General features: G+C 63.4%; 9 protein-coding genes. 8 read left to right on the plus strand and 1 reads right to left on the minus strand.

Annotation, left to right across the window (positions count from 1 at the left end):
• The first annotated feature begins 47 nt into the window (after positions 1-47).
• The 5 genes from M1D97_RS10195 to M1D97_RS10215 all read left to right on the plus strand — a co-directional run bounded on the left by M1D97_RS10195 (position 48) and on the right by M1D97_RS10215 (position 10,650).
• A complete protein-coding gene (locus M1D97_RS10195) occupies positions 48-1,307 on the plus strand; it encodes an efflux RND transporter periplasmic adaptor subunit (protein WP_456267625.1) in 1,260 nt (419 codons plus the stop codon).
• Entirely contained in the window at positions 1,304-4,429 is a 3,126-nt protein-coding gene (locus M1D97_RS10200) for a multidrug efflux RND transporter permease subunit (protein WP_456267626.1), read from the plus strand. Before M1D97_RS10195 ends, M1D97_RS10200 begins: the two co-directional genes overlap by 4 nt.
• Positions 4,426-7,488: an efflux RND transporter permease subunit gene (locus tag M1D97_RS10205; RefSeq protein WP_456267627.1), complete on the plus strand. Its 3,063-nt coding sequence runs from the start codon at positions 4,426-4,428 to the stop codon at positions 7,486-7,488. The genes M1D97_RS10200 and M1D97_RS10205 overlap by 4 nt, the downstream gene beginning before the upstream one ends.
• Before the next feature lie 308 nt (positions 7,489-7,796).
• Complete coding sequence (locus M1D97_RS10210; protein ID WP_456267628.1) at positions 7,797-9,209, plus strand: hypothetical protein; 1,413 nt, start codon at positions 7,797-7,799, stop codon at positions 9,207-9,209.
• A gap of 121 nt (positions 9,210-9,330) precedes the next feature.
• A complete protein-coding gene (locus M1D97_RS10215) occupies positions 9,331-10,650 on the plus strand; it encodes an IS4 family transposase (protein WP_456267629.1) in 1,320 nt (439 codons plus the stop codon).
• Positions 10,651-10,697: 47 nt separating this feature from the next.
• Here the strand turns inward: M1D97_RS10215 and M1D97_RS10220 are convergent, their stop codons facing one another.
• Positions 10,698-11,270: a hypothetical protein gene (locus M1D97_RS10220; protein WP_456267630.1), complete on the minus strand. Its 573-nt coding sequence runs from the start codon at positions 11,268-11,270 to the stop codon at positions 10,698-10,700.
• A gap of 192 nt (positions 11,271-11,462) precedes the next feature.
• On the opposite strand from M1D97_RS10220, the gene ugpB reads away from it, so the two are divergent.
• From ugpB to ugpE, 3 genes are all read left to right on the plus strand, one after another.
• A complete protein-coding gene (gene ugpB, locus M1D97_RS10225) occupies positions 11,463-12,794 on the plus strand; it encodes a sn-glycerol-3-phosphate ABC transporter substrate-binding protein UgpB (RefSeq protein ID WP_456267631.1) in 1,332 nt (443 codons plus the stop codon).
• 75 nt (positions 12,795-12,869) lie between these two features.
• Positions 12,870-13,748 carry a sn-glycerol-3-phosphate ABC transporter permease UgpA gene (gene ugpA, locus M1D97_RS10230; protein ID WP_456267632.1) on the plus strand — a complete coding sequence of 293 codons (879 nt, stop codon included), beginning with the start codon at positions 12,870-12,872 and terminating at the stop codon, positions 13,746-13,748.
• A gap of 41 nt (positions 13,749-13,789) precedes the next feature.
• Positions 13,790-14,635 carry a sn-glycerol-3-phosphate ABC transporter permease UgpE gene (gene ugpE / locus M1D97_RS10235; protein WP_456267633.1) on the plus strand — a complete coding sequence of 282 codons (846 nt, stop codon included), beginning with the start codon at positions 13,790-13,792 and terminating at the stop codon, positions 14,633-14,635.

Consider the following 14,635-nt stretch of genomic DNA (forward strand, 5'->3'; position numbering starts at 1 on the left):
TGGCACCGGTCGTGGCGAAACGACAGCCTGACAACGGAAGTGGCCGCATGTCTCACCCCTCTTCAACGCGCCGTGGCCTTGTGACACGCGTGCTCCTCTGGACCCTGTTACTCCTGATCGGTCTGATCGCCCTGTGGTGGTTTTTCCTGCGCGATAGCCCGGAAGGCGACGACGGCGCACAGGACGGGGGCATGCCGAGCCCTGCCGTGGCGGCCGTCACCGCACGGCAGGGAGACTTTCCGGTCACCCTGAGCGCTCTGGGCACGGTACGTTCGCTGTCGAGTGTGGCCATTCGTCCCCGCGTCGAGGGCGAGCTGGTCTCGGTGGACTTCGAGGAAGGTCAGCGCGTCGCGAAGGACCAGGTACTGGCGCACATCGACGACCGCACCTATCAGGCCCAGCTGGCGCAGGCCAATGCCGAACTGACGCAGAATCAGGCCCAGCTGGCCACGGCCCGGGAAGACCTGCAGCGCTATGAGAACCTGAGCCGCGCCAACAACGTCTCGCGTCAGGACCTGGAGACCCAGCGCCAGCTGGTACGACAGTATCAGGGCGCCGTGGAGGCCTCCCGCGCCAGCGTGCAGAATGCTCAGGTCCAGCTGGACTACACCACCGTTCGCGCGCCGGCCGACGGCATCATCGGTCTGCGCAACGTCGACCCGGGCAATATCGTCGCCACGGGTGATGAGAATCCCATCGCCACGCTGACGTCCCTTGACCCCATTTCGGTAGTGTTCTCGTTGCCTGCACAGTATCTCTCCCGGGTGCGCGACAGGCTGCAGCAGGAACCCATGATGGTCAGCGTCCTGGATGACGATGCCGACGAGCCGATCGCCACGGGCGAGCTGACCAGCATCGACAGCGCCATCAATACCGATACCGGCACGGTACGGCTGCGCGCGCGGCTGGACAACGATGACGAACGGCTCTATCCCAACGCCTTCGTTAACGTGGCGCTCACCCTGACCACGCTGGACAACGTGGTGATCGTGCCCGAAACCGCCATTCAAAGCAGTGAGTCCGGCAACCACGTCTACGTGGTGGATGACGAGGACACGGTCCATCAGCGCAGCGTGGACGTGGGTGCCAGCGACGACCTTCACGCCGTGATCGACTCCGGGTTGAAAGCCGGTGAGCGCGTGGTCGTGGACGGCGTCGATCGCCTGCGCGACGGCGCAAGCGTCAATGTGGTCAGCAACAACCTGCCGGGCGAAAGCGATGCGACCGGCGACACGCCGCCGGCGGGCGAGACCACCAACGAGGGCCAGCTCAGGGCCACCGACGGCGAGGATGATCGGTCGTCATGAACCCGTCGCGTCTTTTCATCCTCCGACCGGTCGCCACCTCGCTGGTCATGCTGGCCATTCTGCTCTCCGGCGTCATGGCGTATCGGATGCTGCCGGTGGCCTCCCTGCCGGAGGTGGATTACCCCACCATTCAGGTGACGACGCTCTACCCGGGGGCCAGCCCCGACATCATGCTCTCCAACGTCACCTCGCCACTGGAGGATCAGCTCGGCCAGATTTCGGGACTCGAGGACATGCGCTCCACCAGCACCGGCGGCGCATCGATCATCACGCTGCGCTTCGGCCTCGATAGCGATCTGGGCGTGGCCGAGCAGGATGTGCAGGCCGCCATCAACCAGGCCGACAACCTGCTGCCCGATGACCTGCCCATGCCGCCGAGCTACAGCAAGGTCAATCCGGCGGATGCGCCGGTCATGACGCTGGCCGTGCGCTCGGACAGTCTGCCACTGACACGCGTCTACGATCTGGTGGATACCCGTCTGGTGCAGCGTCTGTCCCAGGTCAGCGGGGTCGGCCTGGTATCGCTGTCGGGCGGCCATGAGCCCGCCATTCGCATCGACGCCAACGCCCGCCGCATGGCAGCCCACGGACTGGACATGGAGGCGGTGCGCAACGCCATCACGGCGGCCAACGTCAATCAGCCCAAGGGCACCCTGTATGGCCCCTACCGGGCGCTGACGATCGATGCCAATGACCAGCTCACCTCCCCCGAGCAGTATCGCGACCTGATTCTCAAGTACGACAACGACATGCCGCTGCGCCTGCGCGATGTCGCCCGGGTGCACGAGGGCTCGGAAAATGCTTGGCTGACCGCCTGGGCCAACCGCGACCCGGCGCTGATCATCAGCGTTCAGCGCCAGCCCGGCGCCAACGTCACCAGCGTGGTCGATGACATCCAGCGCCAGCTTCCCGAGCTGCAGGCCACCCTGCCCGAGAGCGTGGACATCTCGGTACTCAGCGACCGCACCCAGACCATTCGCGCCTCGGTGGAGGATACCCAGTTCGAGCTGGTGCTGGCCGTGGGGCTGGTCATCCTCATCACCTTTTTGTTTCTGCGCAACATCCCGGCCACCATTATCCCGAGTCTGGCCGTTCCCATGTCGCTGATCGGCACCTTCGGCGTCATGCATCTGGCGGGGTTCAGCCTCAACAACCTCACCCTGATGGCGCTGACGATTGCCACCGGCTTTGTCATCGATGACGCCATCGTGGTGCTGGAAAACATCATCCGCCATCTGGAAAAGGGCGAGAAACCTGTCGATGCGGCTCTCAAGGGCGCCAGACAGATCTTTTTCACCATCGTGTCGCTGACCGTGTCGCTGGTGGCGGTGCTGATTCCGCTGTTGTTCATGCAGGATGTGGTCGGACGGCTGTTCCGTGAGTTCGCCATCACGCTGGCGGTGGCCATCGTGATCTCGGCGTTCATTTCCCTGACGCTCACGCCCATGCTGTGCGCGAAAATGCTCAAGGCACGCCCACCGGTTCAGGGCGCTGACCGGGACGACGATACTCGGGCCCATGCCGAGAGCTACTCGGGGCTTTTCGGGCGGCTGCTGCGCCTTTATGACCGTGGACTGCAGTGGGTGCTGGCCCGCCAGCGGCTCACGCTGGCGGTGGCCGTCATTACCTTTGGCGTCACGGCGCTGTTGTATCTCGCCATTCCCAAGGGGTTGTTTCCCCAGCAGGACACCGGTGCCATTCGCGGCATCAGCGAGGCGGATCAGTCGATCTCCTTTGAGGCGATGGCCGAGCACCAGCAGGCCCTGGCCGACATCATCCTCGAGGACCCGGCCGTGGAGAGCCTCTCCTCGACCATCGGCGTCAACGAGGACAACAGCACGCTCAATACCGGGCGCTTTCAGATCAATCTCAAGCCACTGGCCGAGCGCGACGGCGCCGAGGCAGTCATCGAGCGGCTCAACGACAGGACCCGGGCCGTCGCCGGCATGCAGCTCTACCTGCAGCCGCTGCAGGATCTGACGCTGGATGACAACGTCAGTCGCTATCAGTATCAACTGTCGGTGACCAACAACGACGCCGATCGCCTGTCACGCGATGTGGCGGCCCTGCTACAGCACATCCGCCAGTCGCCGGCCATTTCGGGCGCGGCATCGGATCTGCAGGAGCGCGGCCTGCAGCTCTATCTGGATATCGACCGCGACCGCGCCAGCCGGCTGGGCATCAGCGTCAGCGATATCGACGCCACGCTCTACAACGCCTTCGGTCAGCGCCTGATCTCGACCATCTTCACCCAGTCCAACCAGTACCGGGTGGTGATGAACGTCGCCGATGATCAGCAGCGCGGCCCCTCGGCGCTGGATCGCCTCTATCTGGAAGCCGACAGCGGCGACATGGTGCCGCTGACCTCGCTGGTCAGCGTCGAGCAGCGCTACGCCAGCCTGTCACTGTCACGCCAGAACCGCATTCCTGCCGCCAACGTCTCCTTTGACGTCGCCCCCGGCCATTCGCTGTCGCAGGCCTTTGACGCCATCGACGAGGCCGGCGCGCAGGCCGACCTCGACCGGGATACGCAACTGGCCTATCAGGGCGCCGCGCTGGGCTTTGCCGGCTCCACGGCCAACACGCTGCTGCTGATTCTGGCCGCCGTGGTGGTGATGTATATCGTGCTGGGCATTCTGTACGAGAGCTATATCCATCCGCTGACCATTCTCTCCACCCTGCCCTCGGCCGCCATCGGGGCGCTGCTGGCGCTGATGATGACCGGCAACGATCTGGGCATGGTGGGCATCATCGGCATCATCCTGCTGATCGGCATCGTCAAGAAAAACGCCATCATGATGATCGACTTTGCCCTCGACGGTCAGCGCCATATGGGACTGGCCCCGTTTGATGCCATCTACCGGGCGGCGCTGTTGCGCTTTCGACCCATCATGATGACCACCTTTGCAGCACTCTTCGGCGCCATCCCCCTGATGCTGGCCAGCGGCTTCGGTTCGGAGCTGCGTCAGCCGCTGGGGCTTGCCATGGTGGGCGGGCTACTGGTCAGTCAGCTGCTGACGCTCTTTACCACGCCGGTCATCTATCTGTTCTTTGACCGGCTGGCCGGCCGCGTCAATGCCGGTACCGACAGCACGGCCACCGCCGATGGACACGCCTCATGAGTCTGTCCTCGCCCTTCATTGCACGACCGATCGCCACCTCGCTTCTGACGCTGGCGATCATTCTGGGCGGTCTGCTCTCCTATGCGCGCCTGCCGGTGGCGCCGCTGCCGGCGGTGTCGTTTCCCACCATCCTGGTCACGGCCAGCCTGTCCGGGGCCAACCCGGAGACCATGGCCTCGACGGTGGCCACGCCGCTGGAGCGCTCGCTGGGCCAGATCGCCGGCATCAGCCAGATGACCTCGTCGAGCTCGGACGGCTCGACCAGTGTTGTCATCCAGTTCGACCTGGACAAGGACATCAATGAAGCCGCCCGGGAGGTGCAGGCGGCCATCAATCGGGCCGAGGCGCTGCTGCCGAGCGCCATGACCAGCTCGCCCCGGCTTCGAAAGCTCAACCCCGCCGACTCGCCGATCATGCTGCTGTCACTGACCAGCGCCGAGATCGACAAGGGCACGCTCTACAATCTGGCCGATCAGGATATCGCCCCGCGCATCGCGCAGGTCGACGGGGTGTCACGGGTCAGCGTCGGCGGCAGTTCGTCGCCGGCGGTGCGGGTCACGCTCAACCCGCGCCGGCTCGAAAATGCCGGCATCAGCCTCAATCAGGTCCGCGATGCCATCAATAACGCCAACAGCAACCAGCCCACCGGCTTTACCGAGGACGACCGCTATCGCTGGAGCCTGCACACCGATTCGCAGATGTTCGACGCCCAGGGCTATCGCGATCTGATCATCCAGCGCGACGGCGACCACCTCATGCGCCTGGGCGATGTGGCCAGTGTCGAAAGAAGCGTCGAGGACATCTACAACGTCGGCTTTTACAACCGCCAGCCGGCGGTGGTCATCGTGGTCAGCCCGGCAAGCGATGCCAACGTGATCGAAACCATCGATCGCATCAAGGAGCGCCTGCCCGGCATCCACGCCGCGCTCCCCGCCAGCGCCGATCTGCACACGGTGCTGGATCGCTCGCCGGGCATCAGTGCCTCGCTGCAGGAGACCCAGATCACCCTGATCCTGGCCGTGTTCCTGGTGGTCATGGTGGTGTTCGTCTTTCTGCGCAATCCGCGGGCCACGCTGATCCCGAGTGCCGTCATCCCGGTGTCGCTGCTGGGCACCTTCATGGTGATGTATCTGCTGGGCTTTTCGCTCAACACGCTGTCGCTGATGGCGCTGATCATTGCCATCGGTTTTGTGGTCGATGACGCCATCGTGGTGGTGGAAAACATCGCCCGACACATCGAGGCCGGCATGGACGTACGCAGTGCCGCCCTGCTGGGAGCGCGCGAGGTCGGCTTTACGGTGCTGTCGATGAGCGTGTCGCTGGTCGCCGTGTTCGTGCCGCTGCTGTTTCTGGGCGGCTTCATCGGCCGGCTCTTCCACGAGTTTGCCATGACGCTGGCCACGGCGGTCATGGTGTCGCTGCTGGTATCACTGACCCTGACGCCGATGCTGTGCTCGCGCTGGCTGCGGGTCTCCGCGCATCAGCGCACGCCGGGCCGGGTACAGCGCCTGGTCGAGTGCTGCGGCCGGCGCATCCTGAACGGCTATGAGCGCACGCTGGATGTTGCCCTGCGCCATCGACGCCTGACATTGCTGTCGCTGGTGGCGGTGATCGTGCTCAACGGCTTTTTGTATGTGCACATCGACAAGGGCTTCGTCCCCGACCAGGACACCGGGCGGCTGATCGGCGCCGTGCGCGGCGATCAGAGCATCTCGTTCGAGGCCATGTCGGCCAAGCTGGAGACGGCCCGCGACCGCCTGCTGGCCGATGATGCCGTATCCAGCGTGCTGGGCTTTCTGGGCGGCCGCGGCCCGGGGGGCGGTGGTTCGAATTCGGCGACGATCTTTGTATCACTCAAGGAGGACCGCCAGGGCGACACCAACGCCAACGGCAATCGCCTCTCCGCCCTGATGAGTGACATTCCCGGGGTGCAGGTGTTCATGCGCGGGCTGCAGGACCTGCGCATGGGTGGGCGCTCCTCGAGCAACAGCCAGTACGAGCTGACGCTCAAAAGCGACGATCTCTCGTTGCTGCGGGAGTGGTCGCCGCGGGTGGCGCAGACCATGCGCGATATTCCGGAGATTACCGGCGTGGACAGCGACAGTCGCGACGGCGGCCAGGCCATCAAGCTGATGGTGGATCGCGACCGGGCGTCCCGGCTGGGCCTGAGCATGCGCGACATCGACACCCTGCTGGGCAACGCCTTCGCCCAGGGGCAGATTTCCAGCGTCTATGAAGGCACGAACCAGTACTACGTGGTGCTGGAAGTGGCCCAGCAGTGGCAGCGCTCGGCCCGGGCGCTGGAGATGATGCATATCGTCAACGATCAGGGCAGTCCCATACCGCTGTCGGCCTTCAGCCATTACGAGCGCAGCACCAGCCCGGTGAGCGTCAGCCACCAGGGGCAGTTCGCCGCCGCCACGGTATCGTTCAATCTAAGCGAGGGGGTGTCGCTGTCCGAGGCCACCGAGATCATCAGCGACCGCCTGGATCGGCTGCACCTGCCCACCGATGTCCAGGCCGACTTCGAGGGCAGCGCCGCCAGCTTCCAGAGCGGCGTGGAGACCATGCCCTGGCTGATCCTGGCGGCGCTGGTCACGGTTTATCTGGTGCTGGGTATTCTCTACGAGAGCTACATTCATCCGCTGACGATTCTCTCCACCCTGCCCTCCGGCGGCATCGGCGCGCTGCTGGCGCTGATGCTGCTGGACAAGCCCTTCAGCCTGATTGCCCTGATCGGCATCATCCTGCTGATCGGCGTGGTCAAGAAAAACGCCATCATGCTGGTGGATTTCGCCCTGAGCGCCGAACGCGAACGCGGCCTGTCGTCGCAGGACGCCATTCGCGAGGCCGCGCTGGTGCGCTTTCGCCCCATCCTGATGACCACTCTGGCGGCCATTCTGGGCGCCCTGCCGCTGATGTTCGGCACTGATGAAAACGCCGCCCTGCGCGCGCCGCTGGGCATCTCCATCGTGGGCGGGTTAATCGTCAGCCAGATTCTGACCCTCTATACCACGCCGGTGGTCTATCTCTACCTGGATCGCCTGAGACGGCGCTGACCGGCCCCTGCCGATGCTGGATACCGGAGGCTCTTGCCGATGACGACAGGGGCCTCCAGCGGGCGTACCACAAGACAAAAGTCTTACACTCTGTTCGTGAACAGTGTTTATCCTCTCGGTCCCGGATGGTAAGTTACCGATGACACGACGTGTCACCACAATAAAAATCGGTCACGTCCTTCATACATAACAACGAGTCAAGGAACAGTTCATGACACCCAGAACGGACTCCCGACGTCTGAAACTGCTGACACTCTCCCTGAGCATCTCCGCCGCCATGGCCGCGACCGCCGCCCAGGCCGCTCCGGATGACCAGCAGACCATCGAAGCCCTGCGCGCCCAGCTCGAGCAGCCTGCGCGCCCAGCTCGAGCAGATGCAACAGCGCCTGGACCGGCTGGAGCAGCAGCAGTCGACCGGCATTTCCGGCGACCAACAGCAGACGAGTGGTACGGCCGGTGGTGCGCAAAACGTCAGCGCGTCTCAGAACAACACGGCGACCACCTCTGACCCGCAGCAGCCAGAATCAAGGCCGCAGCAGAGCCTGGCGCAGGAGAACCAGTCGGCCATCGAGCAGATGCAGCAGACCCAGTTCAGCGGTCAGCTCGAATTTGGCGGCAGCTTTAACGACTGGAACCGCACAAGTTCACGTGATGACAATGGCAACCGCACGCTTAACGGTGAAAAGGACACGGCCGGAGACCTGGACTTTGGCAAGCTCGTTCTGGCCGTGGAGGGTGAGGTCGACGATCTGGAATACGCTTTCGAATATCGCTTCTATGACGGCTACCAGTTCCTGAAATCGGGCTGGCTCGGCTTTAATCCAAGCGACGACGACAACATCCGCGTCGGCCTGGTTCAGACGCCCTTTGGCAACATGGACTACGGCTATCAGGGCTGGTACGGCTCGCTGCCCTATCTGGCCGGCTTTGCCGACAACCAGAATGCCGGGGTGAAATGGGACCATCGCCAGGGACCCTGGGATACCTCACTGGCCTTTTTCAAAAGCGATAATCTGGGCAGCGGCAACGAACACTACGGTGCCAACGCCGTTGGGGGGACCGATGATGCTGTTTACAACGATGACGGCGAGCTGACCAGTTATGGCAACCAGGGCAACAGCGAAGAGAATCAGCTTGCCGCCCGCGTCGGCTACACCTTTGAGCACAGCGATGACTACTCGACCCAGCTGAACGTCTCGGCCAAGGGCGGTCAGCTCTACAACGAGCAGACCAACCGCAGCGGTGACAACTGGTCGGCAGCCATCGGACTGGACGGGTCATACGGCAACTGGCGTACCCTGCTCCAGGCCACCACCTATGAATACAACCCCAAGAATCCGTCGGAAACACAGTCCGGCATTTCTGACAACGCCGTTCAGATCGGCGCCTTCGGCTTCAACTATCTGATTCCGAAACGCGGCCAGATGTACACCGCCAGCGCCAGCTACAGCATGGACGTCGACTGGGGCCCCGTTGAAAACCTGTTCTTCTTCAACGACTTCAGCTACATCGATCCGTCGGATGACTTTTCATCCATCAACGGCGGCTTCGGCGATCAGGACGACCCAATGCTCAACGACCTGGGCGTGCTGGTCACCGCCGGCCCCTACTATGCCTGGTTTGATATCGTGACCAACAAAAACGGGCTGAACTATTTCGGCTCGCCGGTCAACGATGGCTGGCACACCAGCTTCCTCACCAACTTCGGCATCAACTTTTAAAAGCCGATGACCATCAAAAAAACCCCGGCCATGGCCGTAATGCCAGTCAGTTAAGGTTTTCCCCCACCGGCTGACGATGCGATAGTCCGGTATCAGTAACTTGCTGATACCGGACTTTTTTATGCATTTCAGTCAGGCCATCGATGCCATCAACCGGGTAAGGCCCGGCAGCTTTTCAAGTTTGGCGGACGTCCTTTCCCCCGAGCTCATCGACACCTGTCTGGAGCAGGCCGGCGTGGCGACCCTTCGCAAGCGGCGACTGCCGCTGGATCTGGTCGTCTGGTCGATTGTCGGCATGGCCCTGTTTCGCCATATCCCCATGGCGCAGGTGGTTAACCAGCTTGATATCGTCCTGCCGGGCAAGCGTCCATTCGTGGCCCCCAGCGCCGTGGTACAGGCGCGTCAGCGCCTGGGTAGTGACGCAGTCAGACATGTTTTCGAGCAGACTCAGGCCCTGTGGCATGCTCAAACGCCTCAGCCTCACTGGTGCGGACTCAGCCTGCTTGCCGTGGACGGCGTGGTCTGGCGAACGCCGGACTCTCCCGACAACCAGACCGCCTTCGCGCGCACGCGTAATGCGCAGCGTGAGGCCGGCTACCCGCAGGTACGCATGGTGTGCCAGATGGAGGTGACCAGCCACCTGATCACGGGGGCCGCGTTCGACAGTGTCGCGACCGGCGAAGTGGCCCTGACGGAAGACCTGATCGCCGGCACACCGGATCACTCGCTCACGCTGTTTGACCGCGGCTTTTATTCACTGGGCCTTTTGCATGCCTGGCAGCAGGCCGGCGAGCAGCGCCACTGGCTGATTCCGTTACGCAAGGGAACTCACTACGAGGAGATTCGCTCGCTGGGGCGCCAGGACCGTCTCGTTCGGCTGACCACTTCGCCACAGGCGCGTGCCAAATGGCCGGATTTACCGGTCTCGTTCGAGGCGCGCCTGCTGCGCCGCAAGGTTCGGGGCAAGGAGGTGGCGGTATTGACCTCGATGACGGAAACGATGCGTTTTCCGGCCGCCGACATCGTGGATCTTTACAGCTACCGCTGGGAAATCGAGCTGGGATATCGGGAAATGAAGCAGTCGCTGCTGGACAATCGGCTTACGTTGCGCAGCCGTACACCGGAGATGGTGCGTCAGGAGCTGTGGGGCACGCTGCTCGCCTACAACCTGATCCGTTTTCAGATGGCGCGAATGGCTTACAGTCTGGACAACATTCACCCCAACCAGCTGAGCTTTCACCAGGCGGCCAGCTTTATTATCAAGGAGTTATCGATGCTGCCGGCGGTATCGTCGGGTCGGGTGCCGGCGGTGGTCCAGTCGATCACGGAGATGGCGCCGGCCTTTGTACTGCCCGATCGACGAGAAAGATCGTACCCGCGAGCGGTGCGGGCACGACCGCAGAAATATCCGGTCAGGAAAAAGCCAGTCAGCACTAACTGACTGGCATTACGGCCATGGCCGGGGTTTTTTAATGCGCCTGCCACCGATCAGGTCAGCGTGCTGAAATGATCGAGCCCTTCGGCAAAGCGGGTCTTGTAGCGCTCAAAGAGCGCCGGGTCGCGCTTGAAGGCGCGCAGGACGGCATCCTTTTGAAAGGTCACCACCTCCGGGGCCTGCTCGAGCGACTCAACGCCGGCGCGGGCGTTAAAGCCGGTACGCAGATCGCTGTCGGCGTGGCGATACCAGTGCTCGAACCCGAAGGTGGTAAAAAAGGCCTCCAGTCGCGGGTCCGGCGTGCTGACGCGCATCGCGGTCGACTCGCCAAGCCGGGTCACCAGCCGCCGACCGTAGCCGCGGCCGCGCTTGTTCTCCGGCGTGGCCAGAAGCCTGAGCTCGACCCCGCGCCCTTCCACCTCCAGCGTCAGCAGGGCCGCCGAACAGAGCCTCGCGCTGTCATCATAAAGCGCCACGATGCGCGCCGACTCCTGCTCCAGCAGCCGGCTGGCGCCGGCGAACTCGACAAGGGGGGTCAACCCCGCCTCCCGTCCGAACACGCTGGCACAGAGCATGGCCAGACAGGCATCCCGGTCCTGCACGTCGGTGATATATGAAATCTTCAAGGTTGCGTCTGCCCGCCGTTCAAAAGACGCATGATGCCACGGGCCTTTTCCCTCTGGCGAGTCAGCTACCCCCGGCTGCTTCCATCGCCCGCCTGTCACACGACTGACATGGACGCGCCACATGATTGCCATGCGGGCCTACCAGCATATCGGCGCAGCAGACACTTTCACGACAACAACGCGGAGCACGACATGGTCAAGGGTTTCAGGGGGGTGGTCAGGTTGGCAGCACTGTCCACGCTGGCGCTGGGCGCCACACCGGCAGCAGCGGCGACCGAGGTGGTCTGGTGGCATGCCATGGAGGGCAGTCTGGGCGAGAAGGTCGAAGAGATTGCCGAGGGGTTCAATCAGTCGCAGTCCGACTACGTCGTCAACCCGGTCTACAAGGGCACCTACGGCGAGAACATGACCTCGACCATTGCCGCCTTCCGCGCCGGCAATGCCCCCGCCATCACCCAGATCTATGAAGTCGGCACGGCCACCATGATGAATGCCCGCGGCGCCATCTATCCGGTCTACCAGCTCATGGCCGACACCGACCTGCCCTTCGACCCGGCGGCCTACCTGTCTGCCATCACCGGCTATTACAGCACCGCCGATGGCGACATGCTGTCGCTGCCCTTCAACTCCTCGACGCCGGTGGTCTATTACAACCGCGATCTGTTCGAGCAGGCCGGGCTCGATCCCGACGCGCCCCCGACCACCTGGGAAGGGCTCGCCGAGGCGGGCCGGCAGATCGTCGACAGCGGCGCGGCCGACTGCGGCTTTACCACCACCTGGCCGAGCTGGATTCAGCTCGAAAACTTCACCGCGCGTCACGATATTGCCTTTGCCAGCGAGCAGAACGGCTTTGGCGGGCCATCGGCGCGACTCATCTTCAACGACAGCGATGCGGTAATCGAGCACGTGCAGGATCTGGTCGACTGGCAGCAAAGTGGCGTGTTCCGCTACGGCGGTCGTGAGGACCAGGCTTCGCCACGCTTTTTCTCCGGCAGCTGCGCCATGATGATGGCCTCTTCGGCCAGCTATGCCAGCGTGCGTGACAACACCGAAAGCTTCGACTTCGGCGTCGCGCCCCTGCCGTGGGACCCCGAGGTCATCGATCAGCCGAAAAATTCGATCATCGGCGGCGCCTCGCTGTGGGTTCTGCAGGGCCAGGATGAGGCGGTCTATCAGGGCGTTGCGCGATTTTTCAACTATCTCGCCTCGCCGGAAGTGCAGGCCGACTGGCACCAGTTCACGGGCTATCTGCCCATTACCCGCCAGGCCTACGAGCTGACCCGCGAGCAGAATTTCTATGCTGACAATCCCGGCACCGACATCGCGCTCGAGCAGATGACAGGCGGTGAGCCGAGTGACAGCTCCCGCGGACTGCGACTGGGCAACATGCCCCAGATTCGCGATGTCATCCAGGAGGAGCTCGAGCGGGCTCTCAACGGTGACAAGAGCGCCCGGCAGGCGCTCGATGACGCCGCCGAACGGGGCAATGAGCTTCTCGAGCAGTTCGAACGCAGCGTGCGCTGACCCCTGCCCCGGCGGCACCGCCGTCGGGACCGCCCCTGAGCCGTCACTGCACCTTTCGGGAACGCCTGTCACACCATGTCCACGTTTCAACGTCATCGCCTCACGCCATGGATGCTCATGGCGCCTCAGCTTGTCATCGTGCTGATATTCTTTTTCTGGCCGGCCGTCACTGCCCTGCGTCAGTCGCTGTATGTGCAGGACGCCTTCGGGCTGGGCGAGCGCTTTGCCGGCCTTGCCAACTTCACGCGGATACTGGCCTCACGGAGCTATCATGAGGCGCTGGTCAACACGGCCATTTTCAGCGTCAGTGTCGCGCTGGGCGCCATGGCCCTGGCGCTGTTGCTGGCCACCATGGCGGATCGGGTGCTGCGCGGCAGCGGCGCCTACCGAACGCTTCTGATCTGGCCCTATGCCGTGGCACCGGCCGCGGCCGGCGTGCTGTGGATGTTCATGCTGGACCCCACGCTGGGCGTACTGACCCGGGCGCTGACAACGCTGGGCATTGACTGGAATTTCCGCCTCAACGGCGGCCAGGCCATGGCGCTGGTGATCGCGGCCGCCATCTGGCAGCAGATGAGCTACAACTTCGTGTTCTTTCTGGCCGGGCTTCAGGCCGTCCCCACCAGCATTCTGGAAGCGGCCGCCATCGACGGTGCCGGCCCCTGGCGGCGCTTCTGGACGGTCACCTTTCCCCTGCTGTCGCCGATCAGCTTCTTTTTGCTGGTCATGAACACCATCTACGCCTTTTTCGACACCTTCGGCACCATCGACACCACCACCAGCGGCGGCCCCGGCGGTGCCACCCGCACGCTGGTCTACAAGCTCTATCAGGACGGCATCGTGGGGCTGGATCTGGGCGGTTCGGCGGCGCAGTCGGTGCTTTTGATGGTGATGGTGGGTCTTTTGACCCTGATGCAGTTTCGCTATGTCGAACGCCGCGTGCAGTACCACTGACGCCCCATTCACCGCACCCAACCCTGTCAGGACACCCTGCCATGCGCTATCAACGCCCGGGCCTCGATGTCGCAGCCCATACCATCCTGATCGCCGGGGCACTGATCTTCATGCTGCCCGTCATTCTGGCCGTGCTGGCTTCGACCCAGACGCCCGGCACACTCTTCTCCGGCACGCTACCGCTGTCGTTCGGGGCCAGCGGGCTGGATCACTACGTAACGCTTCTGACCGAACCGGTCCGCGGCATCGGCGTGCCCGCCTGGCGATTGATGCTCAATTCGCTCGCGATGGCGCTGGGCATTGCCGTCGGCAAGCTGACCATCGCCATGCTGGCCGCCTACGCGCTGGTCTTTTTCCGTTTTCCGTTGCGCCGCTGCTGCTTCTGGCTGATCTTTGTGACGCTCATGCTGCCCATCGAGGTGCGCATCGTGCCGACCTACGGTGTGGTCGCCGAGCTTGGTCTGCTCGACAGCTACCCGGGGCTGGTCCTGCCGCTGATGGCCAGCGCCACGGCAACCTTTCTGTTTCGTCAGTTCTTTCTGACCCTGCCGCCCGAGCTGATGGAGGCCGCCCGCATGGACGGTGCCGGGCCGTGGCGCTTTTTCATCGACATCGTGTTGCCGCTGTCGAAAACCAACATCGCGGCGCTGTTTGTCATCATGTTCATTTACGGCTGGAACCAGTATCTGTGGCCGCTGGTAGCCCTTACCAGTGCCGACAACGCCACCCTGGTCACAAGCCTCAGGCGACTGACGATCGCCACCGACGGCACGCCCCCCTGGCATCTGGCCACCGCCATGACAGTGTTCGCCCTGCTGCCACCGGTGGTCGTGATCCTGATCATGCAGCGCTGGTTCATCAAGGGCCTGGTGGATACGGAGAAATAA

Source organism: Kushneria sp. AK178, from assembly GCF_053903105.1.